The following is a 20,985-nucleotide window of genomic DNA, read 5'->3' as shown; positions in this document are numbered from 1 at the left end:
CTCGGGCCGGGACTGACGTCGCGATCAGCGACACCTGCGCGGCGGCGGGCCTGCCCGGCGGGTTGGCCGCCTGCAGCACGTCCACCGGAGCACCCGCCCGGAGCGCCCCGGCCGAGGGCCGCACCCGGGAGGACCACCTCGGCGGCGAGCGGCTCCTCACCCTCACCTGGCAGCCGGGAGATTGGGGCAATCCGCAGCCGCCACCGCGGGGCAGGGGCCTCCTCCGGCAGCCGCGCAGGGCGAACCCGACGCGGCCTACTGCGAACCGACAGCCGTACGCCGGGAGGACGTTGCCGGCCTCTCTCCCGAGCCCCGGACGATCAGACGGGTGGGGACGGTGATGGTGCGGGCGCGGCTGCGGTCGCCGTCCAGGCGGGACAGCGCGGCGGTGGCCGCCGCCCTGCCGAGTTCCTCCGGGTCCTGTGCGACGACGGTCAGGGCCGGTTCGAGTGCCTCGGCGAGTGCCACGTCGTCGAAGGCGACGACGGCGACGTCCTTGCGTCCGCTGCGGGCGAGTTCGGAGACGATCCCCTCCGCGACAATGTTGTTGCCGGCGAACAGGGCCGTGGGCGGGTCCGCCAGGCGCAGGAGCTGGGAGGTCGCCCCCGCGGCCCCCCGCCGGTCGTGGGCGTTGGTGACGAGGGAGCGGTCCTGGGGGATGTCGGCTTCCTGCAGCGCGGATCGGTAGCCGGCCAGCCGCTCGCGGCGGGTGTACAGCTTGACGGGCAGGTCGCCGATGAAGCCGATGCGCCGGTGTCCTTGGGCGATGAGGTGGGTGACGCCGTCGTGCGCGCCCGTGCGGTTGGAGCTGACGACGATGTCCGTGGCCAGGCCCGTTCCCGGCCGGTCGAGGAAGACGATGGGCAGGCCCGCGGCGCGGTGGGTCTTGAGGTGGGAGTGGTCGGCGCCGACGGACGGCACGACGATCAGGATGCTGATGCGGCGGGCGAGGAACTTGTCCGTGAGGGCACGTTCGCGGTCGGGGGCGTCGGCGGAGGAGCCCATGAGCAGGGTCAGTCCGCGGTCGCTGACGGTGTCCTCGATGGCGCGGGCCACGGCTCCGAAGAAGGGGTTGGCGAGGTCGGGGATGACCAGGCCGATCGTGGTGTCCGGGCCGCCGACGCGGATGTTGCGGGCCATGAGGTTCGGCTGGAAGCCGAGCTTGGCCACTGCGGCGAGGACCTGTTCACGGGTCTGCGCCGAGGCGGGTCCGTCCTCGTTGAGGACGCGGGAGACGGTTTTGGCGCTGACGCCCACTTCGCGGGCGACGTCAGCCAGGGTGGGGCGGCGGCTTGCTGCCATGGAGGAAACGGTCTCCTGTGCTCGTCGGTTCCGGCCGCGGCCTCGGCCGGAACCTGTGAGTGCTCAGTCGTACGTCAGTTGGCCTGGACGCCTGCGGCCTTCGCAGCCTCGGAGTCCGCGACGACAGTATCTCCGGCCGCGTCGACGGTGAGCGCGCCGGTCATGATGGCGACGACCTCCGCCATGGAGTAGTCCGACGGCTTGATCACGGCGGCGCGCCTGCCGAGGCGGTGGACGTGGATCCGGTCGGCGATCTCGAAGACGTGCGGCATGTTGTGGCTGATCAGGACGACCGGCATGCCCTTGTCCCGGACGCGGCGGATGAGGTCCAGCACCTGGCCGGACTCCTTCACACCGAGGGCGGCGGTGGGTTCGTCCATGACGACGACGGAGCGGGCCCAGGCGACGGAGCGGGCCACCGCGACGGCCTGCCGCTGTCCGCCGGAGAGGGTCTCGACCGACTGGGTCAGCGAGCGCAGTCCGATCTTCAGGTCGGCCATGTGCTCGGCGGCCTCCTGGCGCATGCGCTTCTTGTCCAGCATCCGGAAGACACTGCCCAGCACACCGGGGCGGCGCAGTTCACGCCCGAGGAACATGTTCGAGGCGATGTCCATGGAGGCGGCCACGGCGAGGTCCTGATACACCGTCTCGATGCCGTGGGCGCGGGCGCTCTGCGGGCCGGAGAAGGTGATGGGCTCGCCATTGAGCCGGATCTCGCCCGCGTCCGGGACCACCGCGCCGGTGAGGGCCTTGATCAGGCTCGTCTTGCCGGCGCCGTTGTCGCCGATGACGGCGAGGACCTCGCCGGGCAGCAGGTCGAAGTCGGCGCCGTCGATGGCGGTCACATGGCCGTACCGCTTGACCAGACCGCGGGCCTGCAGCACGGGTGTGGGGGAGGTGGTGGCGGTCATCGGGCCTTCTTCCGGGAGATCTGGTCGACGGTCACCGCGAGGATCACCAGGACACCGGTGATCAGGGTCTGGTAGATGGAGGCGACGCCCATCAGCTGCAGGCCGTTGCGGAAGACACCGACGATGAGGACGCCGATGAAGGTGCCCAGGACCGAGCCGCGGCCGCCGAAGAGGCTGGTGCCGCCGAGGACCACGGCGGTGATGCTGTCGAGGTTGTCGGTCTGGCCGGCCTGGGGGTCGCCGACTCCGGTGCGGGAGATGAGCAGCAGGGCGGCGACGCCGTAGAGCAGGCCGGCGACGGTGTAGATGCCGATGGTCAGCCGCGAGGTGCGGATGCCGTTGAGGCGCGCGGCTTCCTGGCTGTTGCCCAGGGCGTAGACGTGCCGGCCCCAGCCGGTGCTGCTGAGCGCGTAGGCGAGGAGGAGGAACAGGGCGATGGTGACGAGGGAGCCATAGGTGATGTCGGTGTGGCCGAGCGGGAAGGTCTCGCCGAGGGCGGTCAGCGGGCCGGGCAGGTTGGTGACCGTCTGTTCCTCGGAGTAGATGTGGGTCAGTGCGAACGCCACGTTGAGCATGCCGAGGGTGACGATGAACGGCGGCAGCGGGATCTTCTGCACCAGCAGGCCGTTGAGGAGCCCGAATCCGGCGCAGACGGCGATGCCCAGGGCGATCGCGAGGAGCGGGGGCAGGGAGCCCTCGGCGGCCATTTTGGCGATCATGATGCTGCCGAAGGCCATCACGGCACCGCACGACAGGTCGATGCCGGCGGTGAGGATGATGAGGGTCTGTCCGATGGCGAGGGTGCCGACGACCATGACCTGCTGCACGATCAGCGAGAAGTTCCCGCCGGTGAGGAACTGGTCGGTCGAGAGGGAGAAGAAGGCGCAGGCCAGGAGGAGCGCGACCAGCGGGCCGGTGGTCGGCGCCGTGAGCAGTCTGCGGGCCGTGGTCGGCGCTTTGAGCTCGGCATAGGGCGAGGACGCGCTCGGGGGCGTGGTCGTGGCTGTCATACGGAGTCCTTGGAGACGAGGGGGCGGCCGTCCCCGGGGCGGAGAACCGGGCCCGGCCGCCCCGCTGAGACGGACGTACGGTTGGGGCGGGCGGCTCAGCCCCAGCAGTTCTCCAGGCCGAAGGCGGTGTCCTTGGAGGTGACCCCGGTCTGCGCCTTGTCGGTGATCAGCGTGACGCCGGTGTCGGTGTAACCGGAGGCCTTCTTGCCGTCCTTGGCGTACGTCACCACGGCCTTGACGCCCTCGGCGGCCATCTTCAGCGGGTACTGCTGCGACGTCGCGGCGATCTTGCCGTCCTTGACCGCCTGGGTGCCGGTGCAGCCGCCGTCGACGGAGACGATCAGGACGTCCTTCTCCCGGCCCTTGGCCTTGAGCGCGGTGTACGCGCCCAGGGCGGCCGGTTCGTTGATGGTGTAGACGACGTTGATGCCGGGGTTCTTCTGCAGGCAGTTCTCCATCGCCGTCTGGCCCTTGGCCTGGTCGCCGCCGGTGTCCTGGGCGCACGCCACGTCCTTGTCGGTGGCGCCGAAGCCCTTCAGGAAACCGTTGTGCCGCTGGACGCCCACGGAGACACCCGGCGCCAGGTCGAGCATGGCTATCTTCGCCGTCTTGCCCGTCATGGCGGCCTTGGCGTACTCGCCGATCAGCTGGCCGGCCTTGAGGTTGTCGGTGGCGAAGAGGGCGTCGACCGCGCTCTCCGGCTCGGTCGGGGTGTCCAGCGCGATGACCAGCACGCCCTTGGCCTTGGCCTTGGCGATCGCGGGCACGATCGCCTTGGAGTCGCTCGGGGTGATCAGGATGCCCTTCACCCCGGAGGCGACCATGTTCTCGATGGCGGTGACCTGACCGGCGTTGTCGCCGTCGAACTTGCCCGCAGCCGTGACCAGCTGCGCGCCGTTCTCCTTGGCGGCCTTCTCCGCGCCCTCCTTCATCTTCACGAAGAACGGGTTGGTGTCGGTCTTGGTGATCAGACCGACCTTGACCTCGCCCGATCCGGAGCCGGCGGAGGACGATCCGGATCCCGACCCGCAGGCCGTCAGCGTGAGGGCCGCGACGCCCGTGACCGCGGCGACTCTGAGGAGGGAGGAGGACAGACGAGCGGTGCGAGACATGAACGACTCCTGCGGGATTGCGGCGGCGCGGTCGGCATCGAAGCATGCCGTCCCTGAGTTGTCATCGTTGACTTATGTCATCGTTGACACTGCATGGCGAGGATGATGGACTCCGTCTTCCGGAAACGTCAATGCCCCGTACCCGTCACAAATCGGCAACGCCCGCTGCTCGCTGTCCGGCAGCTGTGCCACGACGCGTCCGGTTCGCCCGTACGTTCGCGAGAGAAGAGCTGCCCATGAGCCCGCGTCAGATCACCGTCCTGGGGGAATGCGTCGCGGATGCGTTCGTAGAACCCGGCGGCGCGTCGAACGAACTCGCCCTGCGCGTACTGCCCGGCGGCGGACCTGCGAATACGGCCGTCTCCCTGGCGCGTCTCGGCACCCCGGCCCGCTTCCTCGCGCGCCTGTCAGACGATGTGTTCGGCCGCCTGTTCCGTACCCACCTGGAGGCGTCGGGGGTTGACCTGTCCAGTGCCGTCCCGGCCGCGGAGCCCAGCACGCTGGCCGTGGCGGAGCTGGACGCCCAGGGGCAGGCCGCGTTCTCCTTCCACGCGCAGAACACGGCCGACTGGCAGTGGACGGCGGAGGAACTCGCCCAGGTCGACCTGTCCGGGACCGCCTGCCTGCACACCGGATCCCTGGCGCTCGTCCGGGAACCCGGCGCGGCGGTCGTGGAGGACTTCCTGGCGGCGGCCGCCCCCCACACGACCGTCAGCGTCGACCCGAACGTCCGGCCGCTCCTGGTGCGTCCCGAGGTCTACCGCGCCCGGCTGGCGCACTGGTGCTCCCTCGCCGATGTGCTCCGGCTGAGCGAGGACGACCTGGAACTCCTCCTGCCGGGCACCCCGCCCGAGCAGGCCTGCGACATCTGGCACGCGGCCGGGGCACGGCTCGTCGTGATCACGTGCGGCGCCGACGGCGCCCTCGCCTCGCTCGACGGGGCCCGCGTCCGGGTGCCGGCGGTGGCCACGAGGGTGGTCGACACGGTCGGGGCGGGTGACTCCTTCACCGCCGGCCTGCTCCACCACCTCGCGGCCCGCGGTCTGCTGGGCGGCCGGCTGACGGACGTCCGTCTCGACGACGTCGCCGAAGCGTGCCGGTTCGCCGCCCGGGTCGCGGCCCTTACCTGCTCGGTCGCCGGTCCCAACCCGCCGTGGCGGAGCCAGTTGGAGCAGCAGCCCGCCGAGGCCGAGGGCGTCTGAGGGGCGGACGAGCGGCACGGGGAGCCCGGGCCGTTGACGTGGCGGCCGACTTCCCGCATGATCGGGCCCACTCGATGTCATCGATGACACAAGTCAACGATGACATGCGTGTGCGCAGCCATGGAGGAGTCCTCACCGTGAACAAGACCCTGCTCGCCGAGTTCACCGCCCGCGAGGGAGCGGAGGACGAGGTGGCCCGCCTGATTCTGGAGTACGCGAAGAAGGTGCGCGAGGAAGAGGGCAACCTCGCCTTCGACGTCTACACCAAGGCGTCCAGTCCGCGTGCCTACTGGATCTTCGAGGTGTACCGGGACGAGGAAGCCTTCCAGGCGCACCTGAAGGCCCCGTACGGCGGCCCGTTCAACACGGCGCTGACCCCCCTGATCGAGGAGGACGCCTCGGTGCTGACCTTCCTCAATCCGCTGACCTGACCCCCAGGCGTTCCGTGGGTCCGCCGAAGGGGAGGACGAGGGTTCGGTTCGCGATGAGCCAGGTGCCCTCGATCCTGCGGAAGGTGTCCTGGTAGTGGCCGATGTTCGCCGGCAGACGGGGCGGCACCAACGTCCCCCCGGTGTAACCGTCGACTCGGTACGTGGCGAAGTAGGTCGTCGCCGTGGCCGTGTCCGGCGAGTCGACGGTGACCAGGATGTTGGTACACAGACGCCGGGAGAGACGGTCCGCGGGCCGGCACCCGAAATAGGCGCGCAGCGCCTCCCGGCCCTCGACGCGCCTTTGGCCGTACGGCCATTCCCAGACGCCGTCGGGGGTGAAGAGGTCGCAGACCGTGCTCGGTTCGCCGAGGTCGAGACGGCGGACGAGTTCCAGGATCACGCGCTCACAGGCGCGTTCGGCGAGGAGCCGCTCCATCGGGTCAAGATCATGCGAGGTCATCTCCCCTTCCTACCCGGCGCGTGCGGGCGGACGCGCCCCGCGCTGTTCGCAGGAGTTCGGTCGCTGCGCCGGGGGGGCAGGCCGAATCCGGTGGTGGGATCGGCACGGGCCTGTGACAGGGCTGTGACTGGAAGTGTGGCGCGCGTCACGGCCGTCTGATCATGCGCGCATCAAGATCATCGGATGCGGAGAAACTTGTTACCGGCCCGGGTGGCGGGGCGTCCGGTCGTCGCCGTCCTGGCGGCCGCCGGCGTTGTCGCGGGCGTGCTCATCGGCTGGCCGGGCGTCGACACCGTCAACGGGTGCGGGCTCGCGGTCAATCCCTATCCGTCCGAGACGGCGAAGGACTGGGTGCGGTACGCCGATGTCGTGGTGGTGGGCCGGGCCGTGCGGGAGCGGGAGAGCGGGCGTGAGGAGCTGTCGGCCGGGGCGTTCCGCTACAAGCTGGAGCGGACCGTCGAACTGGAGGTCCAGGCCAAGCCGTTCAGCTCCCGCACCCGCTCCCACCCCGCCGTCGGGTCCGCCCTGGACTACATCGCCCCGGGCTGGAAGGTGCTCCGCTCCGACGGCACCACCCGCGTCCCGCAGCTGACGGGCGACGCCCCGCGCGTGGTACCGGGGCACACCTACGTCCTCGCCCTGCGCTGGGAGCAGGAGCGGTGGGTCTCGCTCGGCGAGGGGGCCGTGGTGCCGTTCGACGGGCAGACGGTCGGGCGAGGGGAGTGGTGCGGGCGGACCGTGGACACCGACGACTTCGCACAGGGCGAGCGGGCCGGCCGCAAGGCCGACCACAGCCTCGAGAAGACACTCCTCGGTCAGGACCTGCCGGACCTGCAGCGGGCACTTGAACGGGCCGCGGGGCAGAAGTCGTAGCCGTGGGGCGTCCTGCCCCGGCTCGCCCCACAGGGTCCGGCCACCGCCGGAGGGCGGCGCACGGTGCCGCACCGGGCGACCTCCTGTGTCGGGCCCGGTGCGGGCGGTGTTGTGGGCGGCGTCAGCGGCGGGGCGGGCGGATGCCGCGGAACTCCCAGTCGCCGCCAAGGGCGGTGGAGAGGACCTCCTCGGATTCGGTGGGCTGGGCGCCGACGTCGGCGCGGATGGGGGCGGGGCCGGTGACGATGTGGTTGGTGAGCTTGCCGAGGCCTTCGACCTCGACCTCGACGACGTCTCCGGGCTGGACGGGGCGGGAGTTGGCGGGGGTGCCGGAGAGCAGGACGTCGCCGGGGTGGAGGGTGATGGTGCGGGCGATGTCGGCGACGAGGTAGTGCATGTCCCACTTCATCTCGTCGGTCGAACCGTCCTGCACGACCTCGCCGTTGACGTAGGTCCGCAGGGTCTTGCCGTGGAAGTCCCAGTCGGTGACCAGGCCCGGGCCGAGGGGGCAGAGGGTGTCGGAGCCCTTGACGCGGAGCATGGAGCCGGCGTCGGTGTCGCGGAAGTCGTGCAGGCCGTAGTCGTTGGCGACGGTGTAGCCGGCGATGTACCCGCCCGCCTCGGCCGGGGAGATGTTGCGGGCGGTCCTCCCGATGACGATGGCGACCTCGCCCTCGTAGTTGAGCCACTTGCAGCCCTCGGGGCGGACGATCGCGCCCTTGTGGGAGTTGAGGGAGGAGGTCGGCTTGTGGAAGTAGGTCGGGGTGTCGGGGAGGTCGATCCGGAACTCGTCGACACGGCTGCGGTGGTTGAGGTGGACGGCGATCACCTTGGACGGGACGACCGGGGGCAGGTGCTGTGCCTCCTCGGTCTTCACCCGGCGGCCGTCGCCGGCGACGAGTTCGTCCCCGTCGACGGTGACCTGGACGGCGGCGCCGTCGAGGAGGATGCGGCGGTACTCGGGCATGAGGGCTCCTGGATACGACTGGATACGAGCGGATACGAGCGGATTCGGCCGGGCACTAGGTACGGCTGTGGGGAGTGCCTGAGGCAGGCAGGCCGGTGCCGGTCCAGCCGTCGGCCGGACGGTCGAACCACAGATGCACCTGGCCCGTGCCGATGGAGTTCTCGTACTCGCCGTACTGGCGGGCCGTGGCGACGCAGGCCTGCTCGCCCAGGGCGCCGGCCATCATCAGGTAGTGGAAGAACTTCGCCTCGGGCTTGTACGTCCAGAACTCGTCCATGGTGTCGAGGACCTTGTCGTGACGGCCCTCCTTGAACCAGGCGATGCGCTCGTGGTCGGCCTCCCGGGCCTGCGGGGTGAAGATGTGGGCGGGGTCGCTGGCTTCGTGGTCGCGCAGTTCGCGCAGGGGCCAGAACGTGTGCGAGAGGGCGCCGGACGCGATGAGCAGGACCCGCCGCCCCGGGGTGGCGGCGATGCCGTCGGCGAGGGCGCGGCCGAGGCGCAGGTGGTCCTCCATGTCGCCGGTCTGGCAGACGCCGATGGTCACCCACCGTTTGTCGGGCAGGCCTTCGCCGAGGAACTTCCAGAGGTTGATGGTGGCGTAGTAGATCGGCAGGTAGTCGTCCTCGATCGCGGTGATCCAGGTCCCGTGCCTGTCGGCGAACTTCTCGACGTTGCGGGCGAGTTCGGGATCGCCGGGGAAGTCGTACGGCATCCGGCACATGCCGCGCGGCAGTTCCTCGGAGGTGAACAGGCCGGCGCGGCGCTGCTGGGCGGTGACGACGAACTCGACGGTCGTGGCCCAGTGGGAGTCCAGGACGACGACGGTGTCGTAGTCGTCGCGTGCGAAGACGTCCTCGCGGAGTTGGTGGAGGCCGGTGACGAGGGTGATCTCCTTGCCCTCGTTGAGTTCGAGCCGGTCGGCCTCCGGCAGCACGATGGTGGGGACGTGGGCGAGCAGGCCCGCGCCGACGATCTCACCCATGGTTCCTCCAGCCGTTCGGTGCGGTGACGGTGTTCTTCACGTCGCAGTAGAAGTCGAAGCTCCAGGTGCCGCCCTCGCGGCCGACACCGGAGTGGCGGGAGCCGCCGAAGGGTGCCTGCAGGTCCCGTACGAAGAAGCAGTTGACCCACACCGTGCCGGCCACCAGGCGCGCGGTGACGCGGGCGGCGCGCTCGGGATCGCCGGTGGCGAGGGTGGCGGCGAGGCCGAAGCGGGTGTCGTTGGCGAGGCGGACGGCTTCCTCTTCGGTGGTGAAGGTCTGGAGGGTCAGGACCGGGCCGAAGACCTCCTCCTGCACGATTTCCGAGTCCTGGGCGACATCGGTGAGCAGGGTCGGCGCGTAGTACTGACCGTCCTTGCGGTGGCCGCCGACGACCGCGCGGGCGCCGGCCGCGGTCGCCCGCCGTACGAAGCCGTCGATCTTCTCCAGCTGGCGGGGGTGGATGGTGGGCCCGATGTCGGTGGCCTCGTCCCGAGGGTCGCCCTGTGTGAGCCCCCCGGCCTTCTCGACGAACCGACGGGTGAACTCCTCCGCGACCGGTTCCTCCACCAGGAACCGGGTCGCCGCGAGACACACCTGCCCGGCGTTGTCGTACTGCTCCACCGCCAGGTCGACCGCCAGGTCCAGGTCGGCGTCGGCGAACACCAACAGCGGCGACTTGCCGCCGAGTTCGAGGCTGAGGGGAGTCAGGTTCGCGGCTGCCGACGCCGCGATCCGCCGGGCGGTCGGCACCGAACCGGTGAAGCTGATCCGGCGCACCTGCGGGTGCGAGGTCAGGGCGTCACCGATCTCCGAGCCGTACCCCTGGACGACGTTGAGGACACCGGCCGGCAGCCCGGCCTCGGCGGCGATGTCGGCGAGGAGGGACGCGGTCAGCGGGGACCACTCGGCGGGCTTGAGAACGACGGTGTTCCCGGCGGCGAGGGCGGGGGCGACCTTCCACGTGGCCAGCATCAGCGGGGCGTTCCACGGTGTGATGAGGACACAGGGGCCCGCCGGGTCCCACGAGACGTGGTTGGTGTGTCCGCGCGTGTCGAAGTCCTCGTGGTCCAGCTTCAGCAACCAGTCGGCGAAGAAGCGGAAGTTGTGCGCCACGCGGGGCATCACGCCACGGCGGTGCGAGCGCAGCAGCGCGCCGTTGTCGGTGGTCTCGACGATCGCGAGGTCTTCGAGCCGCTTTTCGACACCGTCGGCGATGGCGTGCAGGACGCGGGCGCGTTCCGCGCGGGAGGTCGCGGCCCAGGCGGGGAAGGCGGCCGTCGCCGCGGCGACGGCGGCGGCGGCCTCCTTCGGCGTACCCCGGGCGATCTCACCGAGGGCGCCGCCGTCGATGGGCGAGTGGTCGGTGAAGGTGTCGGCGGAGGCGACGCGTTCGCCGCCGATCCAGTGCCGGGTGTCGACGGTGACCCCGGCCACCGTGAGGGTGTGCTCGGTCATGTCCGGTCTCCAAGTCCTGTGAGGTGTACGGGGGTCACTCGGCACCGGACGTGCCGGACTCCAGCAGCCGGCCGCCGTCCCAGACGACGCCGACCTGGCGGTAGTAGGCGGCGATCGGTTCACGGATCTCCAGCCGGGCCAGCTCCTCCGTGGGTGCCTCGAACAGTTCCAACTCCGCGTCGCCGACCCACGGTCGACCGCCCTCGGCGGAGGCGGCGCCCGTCTCGATCAGCTCGTCCAGCGCCAGCCCCTTGCCCTTCTCGATGGACGGCAGCCAGCGGTGGTGCGCCATCGGATGCCCGTTGACGAAGCCGTTCGTCTCCGACGGCTCGCGCAAGGTGACGACGGCCTGGGCCAGACGTCGGTCGGCGGCGGCGAGGGTGGCGCCGAAGCGGGCGCCGGCCTCGATGCGCGGTGCGGGCCCGTAGGGGTGCGGGCGGGTCTGGTGGATCGAGCCGAGCTTCTTCGGATATCCCTGGTGCAGGCCGCGCGCGATCGCGAAGTCCTTGTCGACCCAGATGTAGACGCAGCGGGTGTAGGTCTGCCCCCGGTACCTGCAGCGGACGACCGCGAAGGCCTCTTTGTACTGGGAGAGCACCGGGTCCAGCAGCTCGTCACCGGAGGTGGAGCAGGACTGCCAGTCGGCCCAGATCAGCGCGACCGCGCCCGGATCCTCGTCCGCCAGCTCCAGCGGCTCGGGAAGCAGTTCACGCACCCGCGCGGGGTCCGTGCGGTACTCGACGGTGAGCAGGTCGCCCGAGTAGCGCCACGGCGGGGAGGGGATCAGCGACGAGGCACCCGTCGCCGTCTTGGGAGAGAAGTAACCACGGACAGAAGGCATGGCGGAGGTTCCTTACGCGGTGCGGGCGGGCTGCCGGAGCAGTTCGGCGCGGTAACGGGCGGCGGCGGACACGGCGGTGGGGCCGCCCAGTGCCACCACACCGACCAGTCGGTCGTCGTGGTGGTAGCCGACCAGGACGTCAGCGGCGGGGTCGCCGTCCAGGACCCGGATGTCGTCCTTGCCGAGCGAGGGTGCGCCGAAGGACTGGAGCCGGAAGTCGTGCTGGTCGCTCCAGAAGGTGGGCAGGGGCGAGAAGGGCGCCCATTCGTCCCGGCTGCCGACGAGAGGGGCGGCCAGCACCTTCGCGGCGTGCTTGGCGGTGTCGGTGGGGATGCACCAGTGCTCCACGCGGCGGGGCACGCCGTCGTAGCGGGCGTTGGGGAAGCGGGCCACGTCGCCCACCGCGACCACGTCCGGCCGTCCGCCGACCCGCAGGTGCTCGTCGGTGAGCACCCCGTCGGTCAGGTCGAGGCCGTTGCCGTCCAGCCATTCGGTGTTCGCGAGGGAGCCGACCGATTCCACCACGACGTCGGCGGGCAGGACGGTTCCGTCGCCCAGCACCACACCGGTGACGCGGTCGTCGCCCTCGAACCCGGCGACCCCGGTGCCGAGCGCGAAGCGCACGCCGCGCTCCTCGTGCCGCTTCAGCAGCGCGCGGCCGAGCAGTTCGCCGAGCGGGCCGACCATGGGCAACGGCAGCGGATCGACGACGGTCACGTCACGCACACCGAGTCCTACGGCGGTGGCGGCGACCTCGCAGCCGATGAACCCGGCGCCCACCACGACCACCCGCACACCGGGCCGGGTCAGTTCGTCCCGCAGGCCCTGCGCGTCGGCGAGGGTGCGGACCGTGTGGCGGCCGGTCGACGGGCCGGGGCAGCGCAGGCGCCGGGGGCGCGTCCCGGTGGCGACGACGAGACCGTCGTAGGAGATCCGCGACCCGTCCTCGAGCACGACGGTCCGTTCGGACAGACGGGCTGCGACGACCTTCGTGCCGAGGCGCCATTCCACGTCGGCCACGCTCGCGCGGGGGCGGAAGGCCAGCGACTCGAAGGGCGCCTTGCCGGCCAGCACCTCCTTGGAGAGAGGGGGCCGGTTGTAGGGCATGTGGGGCTCGTCGCCGACGAGTGTGATCGCGCCGGTCCAGCCCGCCGAGCGCAGCTGCTCGGCGGCGCGCAGGCCGGCCATGGAGGCGCCGGCCACGAGGATGCGTCCGGTCACGGGGCTCAGGCCTCGATCCGGATGGCCTGCAGCGGACACACGTCTGCGGCTTCCTCGACCTCGTCGCGCAGTGCGTCGTCGGGGTCGCTGAGGTAGGCCAGCCGGCCGCTCTCGTCGAGGTGGAAGACATCGGGGGCCGCGAAGACGCACTGGCCGTGGTCCTGGCACTTGTTCATGTCGACGACGACCTTCATGGCCGGTTCTCCTGAGGGTGAGGGCAGCGGGGCGGAGGAGGTGGAGCTCATTTGGCTCCAAACAACATAGGAAGCCGTCCACCCCTGGTCAATACCTGTCCAGCTGGATAATTTTCTTTCGCCACCCTCTTGCGGTCCGCTGTGGCCGTTCATATCGTTTGGCATCAAATAAATGGGTGGACAGGGAGTCCCACCCCTCGCTCGAGGAGACATCGGTGAGCGCATCCGACACCCCTGACATCCGCCGGCACATGGAGCGGCTCGCCGCCGAGGGCGTCGACGTGGTCCGGGTGACCTACCCCGACCTGATCGGCACCGACCGCGCCCGGGACGTCCTGCTGGACCACCTGCCGTCGGCCGCCGAGCACGGCCTGGCCTTCTGCCGCGCCGTCTACCACACCACCCCGCAGGGCGACGTGGTCCCGGTCGCGGGCGGTCTGGACGCCGGACTGCCGGACGTGTGCGTACGGCCCGACCTGTCCACGGCGACCCCGTTGCCCTGGGAACCCGGGGTCGCCACCTGCCTCGGCGAGGTCAGCGACCCGGTGACCGGGGCTCCGGCCGCCGAATCGCCGCGCGACCTGCTGCGCACCGTCCTCACCCGGTGCGCCGAGCAGGGCCTGCGACCCGTCGTCGGCCCCGAAATGGAGTACTTCCTCCTGGAGCCCGCCCCCGGCACGCCCACCGGCTGGCGACGCTCACCGGAGACCGCGGGCGCCGTCTACACCGCCGGCCTGCGCGCCGACCCCGGCAACCATCTGCTGCGCACCCTGCGCCTGCTGCGCGACCTGCGCATCGGCGTCACCAACGGCAACCACGAGTTCGACGGTGGCCAGTACGAGATCAACCTGACCCACTCCGACGCCCTGGACGCCGCCGACCGCGCCTTCCGCTTCAAGGCCGCCGTGAAGGAACTGGCCCGGAAGGAGGGCAAGCTCGCCACCTTCATGGCCAAGCCCTTCGGCGACGCGGGCGGCTCCGGCTTCCACCTCCACCTGTCGTGCGACGACGCGGACGGCCGCAACGCCTTCGACGACCCGGCGGGCGCCCACGGCCTCTCGGCCACCGCCCGCCACGCGATCGCGGGCCTCCTCGCCCACGCGCCGGCCCTCGCCGCCCTCGCCAACCCGACCGTGAACTCGTACAAGCGCTTCGGCCCGGACACCCTCGCGCCGTGGCTGATCGACTGGGGGCTGGACAACCGCAGCGCCATGGTCCGCATCCCGCCGGAGCGCGGCTCGGGCGCCCGCCTGGAACTGCGGCTCGGCGACGCCAGCGCCAACCCGTACCTGCTGATCGCCGGCACGATCGCCGCCGCCCTGCTCGGCGTCCGGGCCGGCGAGGAGCCCCCGGCCCCGCTGGAGGGCTACGGCTATGACACGGCCCGGTCCGTCGTGCTGCCCACGAGCCTGTCGGCCGCCCTCGACGCGCTGGAGGCGGACACCGCCCTCACCGACGTCCTCGGCAAGGACTTCACCACATCCTTCCTCACCTACAAGCGGGACGAGGTCGAACGCTTCGGCCGGCACGTCACCGACTGGGAGTTCACCGAGTACGCCCACCACCTGTAGCCCCGCCGGAAGCCGCCCGAGCCCTCGTCGCCCCCGCCAGGAGACCCACGATCATGACCAGCCCCACCGTCCCCTCCGTCCCCACCACCCGGGCCGAGCTGCGTGCCGCCCTCGACGAGCCCCTGCCGCTCGACCAGGTGGACCTCGCCGACCTCGACAACTTCGCCGACGGCGTCACGCCCTGGCGCATGTTCCACACCCTGCGCCACGAGGACCCGGTCCACTGGCAGCCCGAGGAGGCGCCGAACTCCGGTTTCTGGGCGGTCACCCGGCACGCCGACATCGCCCGCGTCGACCGTGACGCGGAGACCTTCACCTCGACGAGGTTCGTCAACCTCGAAGAGGTCGACGACGACCAGATCAAGAAGCGCGCCTCCATCCTGGAGTTGGACGGCGTCCGTCACCGCGCCCTGCGCAGTGTGATCCAGCGGCAGTTCGGCGCCGGCGTCATCAACAGTTACAGCGACTTCCTGCGCGGCCTGACCGCCAAGACCCTGGACGCGGCCCTCGCCAAGGGCACCTTCGACTTCGTCGCCGACGTCTCCGCCGACTTCCCCATCAACGTCCTGGCCCGCCTCCTCGACGTGCCGCCGGAGGACAACCAGCAGCTCATCGACTGGGGCAACCGCATCATCGGCAACACCGACCCCGACTACGCCGACGTGCTGCTGCACAGCGCGGAGAGCGAGAAGTACCGCGACCTGCCCTTCCGTTCCCCGGCCTCCGTCGAGGTCTTCGAGTACGGCCGTGAACTCGCCCGGCAGCGGCGCGGGGGTGGCGGCACGGACCTGGTCTCCAAGCTCGTCAACACGACCCCGCGCGACGGAGTGCCCCTCTCGCCCCAGGACTTCGACAACTACTTCCTGCTCCTGGTGGTCGCCGGCAACGAGACCACCCGCCACACCATCTCCCACTCGATGCTGGCCCTGCTCCAGCACCCGGAGCAGCTCGCCCGCCTCCAGGAGGACCCTTCCCTGATCCCCGTCGCGGTCGAGGAGTTCCTGCGCTGGGCGTCGCCCGTCTACCACTTCCGCCGCACCGCCACCCGGGACGTCGAACTCGGCGGCAAGCGGGTCAAGGAGGGCGAGAAGGTCGTCATGTGGTTCGCCTCCGGCAACCGTGACGAGGAGGTCTTCGGCAATCCGTACGACTTCGACGTGACCCGGCAGAACAACGACCACGTCACCTTCGGCAAGGGCAGCCCTCACCTGTGCCTGGGCAACCTGCTCGCCCGCACCGAGATCCGCATCATGTTCGAGGAGCTGATCCCGCGGATCGCCGACATCAGGCTCGCCGGCGACGTCCCGCGCGTCCGCTCCAACTTCGTCAACGGCATCAAGAAGCTGCCCGTCGAGGTGACCCTGGTCTGAGCCCCGCCGCCGACCGCCTCCGTCCGCCACGGCCGGAGGCGGCGAGCGTTGGTCCACGCGCGGGGGAGAGGTCCTGGTGCCGAGTCGGTCGAGGTTCGCCCCGTCGCGACGCCCGGCACGCTCCACCTCACTGCCTCGAGGGCGAACCTCGGCCGTGGCCGCACTAGTTGTTGCGGATGAACTCCTGGGCCAGCCGGTCACCGAGGTTCACCGCCGCGCTGTGGCTCTCGATGGGGGACACCTGGGAGTTCTTGAAGAGGATGTAGGTGACGCCGGAGTCGGTGCCGCCGTTCTCCGGGTCCGGATCGATGCCGAGGGCCTTGGCCGTCGCGTACGAGGCCTCGCCGATGATCTTCGTGGGGCCGGTGTCGCCGACGACCGCGTACTCCACCTTGTTCCGGTAGATCACGGCGACGACCCCGCCGCCCTTGATGCCCGCGGAGCCGTAGTTCCAGGTGGAGCTGGAGCTGGGCACGACGACGTACGGCAGCGAGTCGGCGCGCAGCGGCTTGCCGTCCGACTGGTGGAAGGCCGTGTCGTCCTGGTACCAGGGGTCGGTGTCCTCGTTGCACTTCGAGGTGCGCTGGCCGTCGCAGTCGATGTCCATGTCGGCCTTCCAGAAGACGGCGCCGTTCTTGCCGCACACCGGGACGGTGGCCGACGTCTCGTCGTCGGTGCGGTACTTGCCGTTCGATATCTGCGAGCAGGACGTCACCTTGGCGAGCAGGTCGGCCGCGCTGACCGACCCCTCCTGCGCCGAGGCGGGGCCCGCGGTGGCGTTCGCCGGGAGGGCGGCGCAGGCGAGGAGGGCGGCACCCGTGGCCGCGATGAGGGTCAGTGTTCGTGGGCGCACTGTGGGGGACCCTTCTGTTAGGAAAGTTTCCTTACGGGCTGCCGTACAAGGTGGCCCCGCCTTCGGTGTGTCGTCAACCCCTGGGGGCCGGACGGAGATTGGCCGGAAAAGGATCCGACCTTATCGGTCCAGACCATTGACCGTGCCAGGTTCGACCGGGACTCTGTTGCACGCCCCTCAACCTGCTGCGTGAACCTGGTGCATGTATGTGAACCGTTGCGCCTCTCTGGAGTCTCTCGGTACCCCAAGCACCCTCCCGCTCCCAGGAAAGCGAGCACACCCCATGTGCGAGGAACCTCTCGGAACCCGGCTTGCGGAACGGTGTATTCAGGAGACATCGGAGGACAGAGTCGCGAAGGCCACGACCCCGCCAGGCGCACGGCGGCCCCGGCCGGTTCCCCGACCGGCCGCCGCCGGCTGGTCCGCAGCCATGCCCGAAACCGCCCACCCCCACCCGGAAGAGGTGACTCAGTCATGAGCACATCCCGCAGGACCCTCCTCGGCGCGGCACTCGGCGGCGTCGCGACGGCGACGGTCGGCGGCCTGCCCGGCACCGCGCACGCCGCCTCCTGGCAGCAGAAGTGGGCGCCCTCGGCGAGCGGCGACGGCCTCGGCGCCTTCGAGACCATCGAGGACGACCGCGCCGACTCCCACACATCGGGTCAGCCGCACATCTTCGCCACCGGCAACAACTGGCGCTTCAACATGCACATGGTCGACCGGGACACTTCAACCGACCGCCAGCGCCAGGAGGTCACCGGTCTGCGCAACGGCAGCGGCAGCAACTACCTCAAGTGGACCGAGGGGCAGACCTGGCGGATCACGTACTCGATGTACATCCCCAGCTCCCTGAAGGCGACCACCACCTTCACCCACATCATGCAGATGAAGCAGCCCGGCACCGGCTCCTCGCCCATCGTCGTGCAGTCGCTGCGCCGGGTGAACGGCGAGCAGACCATCGAGCTGAAGCTGTTCGACAGCGACACCCTCGTGGGCCGCACCAGCCTCGATCCCCTGCACGACAAATGGACCGACGTCGACTTCCAGATCAAGATCGGCAACGGCTCGGCCGGCTCGGTGCGCTGGATCCTCAAGAGCGGCTCTACCACCGTCATCGACGCGTCCAAGACCGGTGTCGACACCTTCCTCGCCGACCGGGTACGCCCGAAGTGGGGCATCTACCGCTCCCTCGGCGACACCTCCGGATCCCTGCAGGACTGCTATCTCCTGCTCACCAATCTGCGCGGCTACCAACTCGTCTGAGCCACCCATGCCCCTGTTACCCCCAAGTGACGCCTCACCTGTCAGGGTTGGGGCATGCGAGTACTGATCGTGGAGGACCACAGGGATCTCGCGGAGAGCGTCGCGAGGGGCCTGCGCCGGCACGCCATGGAGGTCGAGCTCGCGCTCGACGGCGAGCAGGGACTGAGCCGGGCCTCGAGCGGCGCCTACGACGTCGTCGTCCTGGACCGGGACCTGCCGCTCGTGCACGGCGACGAGATCTGCCGTGCCCTCGTGCGGCAGGGCAGCCCGTCCCGCGTCCTGATGCTCACCGCCGCCGGCACCCTCGCCGACCGCGTCGACGGCCTCGACCTCGGCGCCGACGACTACCTCGCCAAGCCCTTCTCCTTCGCCGAACTCATCGCACGCGTCCAGGCCCTCGACAGACGTGATCAGCCCGCGGTGCCTCCCGTCCTCGTCCACGGCGACATCGAGCTCGACCCCGCCCGCCGCAGCGCGCTCCGCGGCGGGCGCACGCTCGACCTGTCGCCGAAGGAGATGGCCGTCCTCGAACTGCTGCTCGCCGCCCGGGGCGCCGTAGTCTCCGCCGAGGAGCTGCTGGAGCGGGCCTGGGACCGGGACGCCGACCCGTTCAGCAACACGGTGAAGGTCACGGTCAGCCGGCTGCGCCGCAAGCTCGGCGACCCCCCGGTCATCGAGACGCTCCCGCACGTCGGCTACCGGATCTGAGGCACGCCGCGACGCCGTGGCCAGGTGTTGTTGCCAGGGCGGGTGACGGTGCGTCAGCCTGTGAAGGGGGTAACCCGGGTGTGACCCGGTATGGAGGAGCCTGGCCTCCGTTGTCCGTGTCTCGTAGGGGGATTGATGAGGATTCTGGTGGTGGAGGACCACACGGAGCTCGCGGACTCGATCACCAGAGTGTTCCGCCGCGAGGGTCTCGCCGTGGACACCGCCTACGACGGCGGCACCGCTCTCGACTTCGTCATCGAGACCGACTACGACGTCGTCGTCCTCGACCGCGACCTCCCCGACGTGCACGGCGACGAGGTCTGCGGTGAACTCGCCGCCAAGGGCGTCCGCACCAAGGTGCTCATGCTCACCGCCTCCGCCTCCGTCGCCGACCGCGTCGAAGGTCTCGGCCTCGGCGCCGACGACTACCTCGCCAAGCCCTTCGCCTGGGCCGAACTCCTCGCCCGCACCCGCGCCCTCGGCCGCCGCGCCCACCCCGTGCGGCGGGCCGTCCTCACTCGCGGCGCCCTCCGGCTCGACCCCGCCCGCCGCACCGCCACCCACTCCGGCACCCAACTTCCCCTCACCACGAAGGAGTTCGGCGTGCTCGAGTACCTGCTCGGCGCCGAGGGACGGACCGTCCCGGCCGACGAGCTGCTCGCCGAGGTGTGGGACGAGGTCGCCGACCCGGGCACCACCACCGTCAAGGCGACCGTCAACCGGCTCCGGGCCAAACTCCTCGACGCCTCGGTGATCCAGACCGTGCCCGGCCAGGGCTACCGGGTCTGACATGGTGACACCCCTTGTCGCACTCCTCACCCGAGCACGCGACCGCGCCCTCCGCTCCGCCCCGGTCTCCCGGCTGCGCGTCCTGGCCCGCCGCCTGACGCCCCGCCGGGTGCGCGTCCGCTTCGCCGTGCTCTTCGGCCTGCTGTTCATCGCGTCCGGCGCCGTCCTGCTCGGCATGACCTACCTGCTCGTCAACCGACCCGCCCACAGCGTCGTCACGTACCAGGTGAGCAGGGACGGCGGCGCGCGGCCCACGATCCACATCGGGCCCGGCCCGGGCGGCGACGCCCCACCGCCCGACGCGTTCGCGCTCGACGCCCAACTGCGCGAGCAGGCCGCGCGCATCCACGAGGCACAGATGCACGACCTGCTCGTGCAGTCCGGGACGGCCCTCGCCATCATGGCGGGCATCTCCGTCGTCCTCAGCTGGCTGCTGGCCCGCCGGGTGCTCCGCCCGATGCGCACCGTCACCGCCGGCATCCGCCGGATCTCCGCCCGCAACGTGCACGAGCGCCTCGGCGTCGAGGGACCGGGCGACGAGATCAGCGATCTCGCCGACAGCGTCGACGGCCTCCTCGACCGGCTCGAGGTCGCCCTCGAGTCCCACAAACGCTTCGTCGCCAACGCCGCCCACGAGCTGCGCACCCCCCTCACCGTCGAGCGCGCCCTCCTCGAGGAGTCGCTCCTCGACCGCGACGCCACCGCCGAGTCGTTCCGCGAGAACTTCGAGCGCCTGCTGCGGATCAGCACGCAGCAGAGCGCTCTGCTCGAATCGCTGCTCACGCTGGCGGTCAGCGAGCGGGGCATCGAGCGCTCCGCGCCCGTCGACCTCGCCGAGGTCACCCGGACCGTGCTCTTCACCCCCCTCCCGGAGACCCAGCGCCAAGGCCTGCGGATCGTGGACCACACCGACCGCACGCAGACCGCGATCGTCCCCGGCGACGCCGCCCTCCTCGAACGCCTGGTCGCCAACCTCGTCCACAACGCCGCCTACTACAACGTCCCCGACGGGCGTGTGGACATCACCGTACGCGCCGCCGCCGGCCGCGCCGTCCTCACGGTCTCCAACACCGGCCCCCAGGTCCCGAAGGACCGTCTCGAGCAGCTCTTCGAGCCGTTCCAACGGCTGCGCCGCACCGCGGGCGACGGCCACCACGGGCTCGGCCTCTCCATCGTCCGCGCCATCGCCGCGGCCCACGACGCCACCCTCGCCGCTCACGCCAGGCCGGACGGCGGGCTCGAGGTCGAGGTCTCCTTTCCCCTCATTGTCAAGCCGGCGGAATGGGAAGAAGGCTGGCCGCAGACGCGTGCCGCGACCGCGTCCAAGTGACCAGAACAGCGGGTTGGACGACCCCGTCCCCTAGGTATCGTTCCTGACGGACTTCGATGGATTCCCAGGAGCTTCCCGAGCGGAAGCTCCTTGCCTTGCATTTCCCGCGAAATGGCGCAGTGGGCAGCCACATGCCCAG

At 70.7% G+C, this 20,985-nt stretch carries 21 protein-coding genes; 9 read left to right on the top strand and 12 right to left on the bottom strand.

Annotation, left to right across the window (positions count from 1 at the left end; genetic code table 11):
• Positions 1–255: 255 nt before the first annotated feature.
• The 4 genes from ACIBVL_RS06235 to ACIBVL_RS06220 all read right to left on the bottom strand — a co-directional run bounded on the left by ACIBVL_RS06235 (position 256) and on the right by ACIBVL_RS06220 (position 4,335).
• Positions 256–1,302, bottom strand: coding sequence for a LacI family DNA-binding transcriptional regulator (locus ACIBVL_RS06235; RefSeq protein ID WP_399092649.1), 1,047 nt, complete (start codon positions 1,300–1,302; stop codon positions 256–258).
• Between the two features lie 74 nt (positions 1,303–1,376).
• Entirely contained in the window at positions 1,377–2,213 is an 837-nt protein-coding gene (locus tag ACIBVL_RS06230) for an ATP-binding cassette domain-containing protein (RefSeq protein ID WP_399092647.1), read from the bottom strand.
• A complete protein-coding gene (locus ACIBVL_RS06225) occupies positions 2,210–3,223 on the bottom strand; it encodes an ABC transporter permease (RefSeq protein WP_399092644.1) in 1,014 nt (337 codons plus the stop codon). The genes ACIBVL_RS06230 and ACIBVL_RS06225 overlap by 4 nt, the downstream gene beginning before the upstream one ends.
• A 95-nt stretch (positions 3,224–3,318) precedes the next feature.
• The gene (locus ACIBVL_RS06220) at positions 3,319–4,335 is read right to left on the bottom strand and encodes a sugar ABC transporter substrate-binding protein (protein WP_399092641.1); all 1,017 of its coding nucleotides are present in this window, start codon (positions 4,333–4,335) and stop codon (positions 3,319–3,321) included.
• Positions 4,336–4,571: 236 nt separating this feature from the next.
• On the opposite strand from ACIBVL_RS06220, the gene ACIBVL_RS06215 reads away from it, so the two are divergent.
• Positions 4,572–5,537 carry a carbohydrate kinase gene (locus ACIBVL_RS06215; protein ID WP_399092638.1) on the top strand — a complete coding sequence of 322 codons (966 nt, stop codon included), beginning with the start codon at positions 4,572–4,574 and terminating at the stop codon, positions 5,535–5,537.
• A gap of 137 nt (positions 5,538–5,674) precedes the next feature.
• Positions 5,675–5,968 carry a putative quinol monooxygenase gene (locus ACIBVL_RS06210; protein ID WP_399092635.1) on the top strand — a complete coding sequence of 98 codons (294 nt, stop codon included), beginning with the start codon at positions 5,675–5,677 and terminating at the stop codon, positions 5,966–5,968.
• On the opposite strand, the gene ACIBVL_RS06205 is transcribed toward ACIBVL_RS06210, so the two are convergent.
• Positions 5,952–6,428 (bottom strand): nuclear transport factor 2 family protein, encoded by a 477-nt coding sequence (locus ACIBVL_RS06205; RefSeq protein WP_399092633.1) that lies wholly within the window; start codon positions 6,426–6,428, stop codon positions 5,952–5,954. The genes ACIBVL_RS06210 and ACIBVL_RS06205 overlap by 17 nt on opposite strands.
• 183 nt (positions 6,429–6,611) lie before the next feature.
• Here ACIBVL_RS06205 and ACIBVL_RS06200 point away from each other — a divergent pair, with 183 nt between their 5' ends.
• Positions 6,612–7,301 (top strand): hypothetical protein, encoded by a 690-nt coding sequence (locus ACIBVL_RS06200; RefSeq protein WP_399092630.1) that lies wholly within the window; start codon positions 6,612–6,614, stop codon positions 7,299–7,301.
• Between the two features lie 121 nt (positions 7,302–7,422).
• Here ACIBVL_RS06200 and ACIBVL_RS06195 read toward each other — a convergent pair whose 3' ends face one another.
• The 6 genes from ACIBVL_RS06195 to ACIBVL_RS06170 are packed head-to-tail and all read right to left on the bottom strand — an operon-like array spanning position 7,423 to position 12,962.
• Positions 7,423–8,268 carry a fumarylacetoacetate hydrolase family protein gene (locus ACIBVL_RS06195; protein WP_399092627.1) on the bottom strand — a complete coding sequence of 282 codons (846 nt, stop codon included), beginning with the start codon at positions 8,266–8,268 and terminating at the stop codon, positions 7,423–7,425.
• A 55-nt stretch (positions 8,269–8,323) separates the two neighbouring features.
• A complete protein-coding gene (locus ACIBVL_RS06190) occupies positions 8,324–9,250 on the bottom strand; it encodes a 3,4-dihydroxyphenylacetate 2,3-dioxygenase (protein ID WP_399092624.1) in 927 nt (308 codons plus the stop codon).
• Positions 9,243–10,706 (bottom strand): aldehyde dehydrogenase, encoded by a 1,464-nt coding sequence (locus ACIBVL_RS06185; protein WP_399092621.1) that lies wholly within the window; start codon positions 10,704–10,706, stop codon positions 9,243–9,245. The genes ACIBVL_RS06190 and ACIBVL_RS06185 overlap by 8 nt, the downstream gene beginning before the upstream one ends.
• A 34-nt stretch (positions 10,707–10,740) precedes the next feature.
• Entirely contained in the window at positions 10,741–11,547 is an 807-nt protein-coding gene (locus ACIBVL_RS06180) for an acetoacetate decarboxylase family protein (protein WP_399092618.1), read from the bottom strand.
• A gap of 12 nt (positions 11,548–11,559) precedes the next feature.
• Complete coding sequence (locus ACIBVL_RS06175) at positions 11,560–12,768, bottom strand: NAD(P)/FAD-dependent oxidoreductase (RefSeq protein ID WP_399092615.1); 1,209 nt, start codon at positions 12,766–12,768, stop codon at positions 11,560–11,562.
• Between the two features lie 5 nt (positions 12,769–12,773).
• A complete protein-coding gene (locus ACIBVL_RS06170; protein WP_399094772.1) occupies positions 12,774–12,962 on the bottom strand; it encodes a ferredoxin in 189 nt (62 codons plus the stop codon).
• Between the two features lie 215 nt (positions 12,963–13,177).
• On the opposite strand from ACIBVL_RS06170, the gene ACIBVL_RS06165 reads away from it, so the two are divergent.
• Together ACIBVL_RS06165 and ACIBVL_RS06160 are read left to right on the top strand one after the other, a co-directional pair.
• Entirely contained in the window at positions 13,178–14,533 is a 1,356-nt protein-coding gene (locus ACIBVL_RS06165; protein ID WP_399092611.1) for a glutamine synthetase family protein, read from the top strand.
• A 53-nt stretch (positions 14,534–14,586) separates the two neighbouring features.
• Positions 14,587–15,903, top strand: a complete 1,317-nt coding sequence (locus ACIBVL_RS06160) for a cytochrome P450 (RefSeq protein WP_399092608.1) — start codon at positions 14,587–14,589, stop codon at positions 15,901–15,903.
• 163 nt (positions 15,904–16,066) lie between these two features.
• Here the strand turns inward: ACIBVL_RS06160 and ACIBVL_RS06155 are convergent, their stop codons facing one another.
• On the bottom strand, positions 16,067–16,756 hold the full coding sequence (locus ACIBVL_RS06155) for a glycoside hydrolase family 75 protein (RefSeq protein ID WP_399092606.1): 690 nt from the start codon (positions 16,754–16,756) through the stop codon (positions 16,067–16,069).
• Between the two features lie 474 nt (positions 16,757–17,230).
• On the opposite strand from ACIBVL_RS06155, the gene ACIBVL_RS06150 reads away from it, so the two are divergent.
• From ACIBVL_RS06150 to ACIBVL_RS06135, 4 genes are all read left to right on the top strand, one after another.
• Positions 17,231–18,019: a heparin lyase I family protein gene (locus tag ACIBVL_RS06150; protein ID WP_399092603.1), complete on the top strand. Its 789-nt coding sequence runs from the start codon at positions 17,231–17,233 to the stop codon at positions 18,017–18,019.
• Between the two features lie 54 nt (positions 18,020–18,073).
• Positions 18,074–18,727: a response regulator transcription factor gene (locus tag ACIBVL_RS06145; protein ID WP_399092600.1), complete on the top strand. Its 654-nt coding sequence runs from the start codon at positions 18,074–18,076 to the stop codon at positions 18,725–18,727.
• Between the two features lie 135 nt (positions 18,728–18,862).
• Complete coding sequence (locus tag ACIBVL_RS06140; protein WP_399092597.1) at positions 18,863–19,516, top strand: response regulator transcription factor; 654 nt, start codon at positions 18,863–18,865, stop codon at positions 19,514–19,516.
• Between the two features lies 1 nt (position 19,517).
• On the top strand, positions 19,518–20,846 hold the full coding sequence (locus ACIBVL_RS06135; protein ID WP_399092594.1) for a sensor histidine kinase: 1,329 nt from the start codon (positions 19,518–19,520) through the stop codon (positions 20,844–20,846).
• The last annotated feature ends 139 nt before the right edge of the window (positions 20,847–20,985 follow it).

Origin of the sequence: Streptomyces sp. NPDC049687 (assembly GCF_044465285.1) — a bacterium.
In the GTDB taxonomy this organism is placed as follows: Bacteria; Actinomycetota; Actinomycetes; order Streptomycetales; family Streptomycetaceae; genus Streptomyces.
This window is presented reverse-complemented; position numbering and strand designations above follow the sequence as displayed.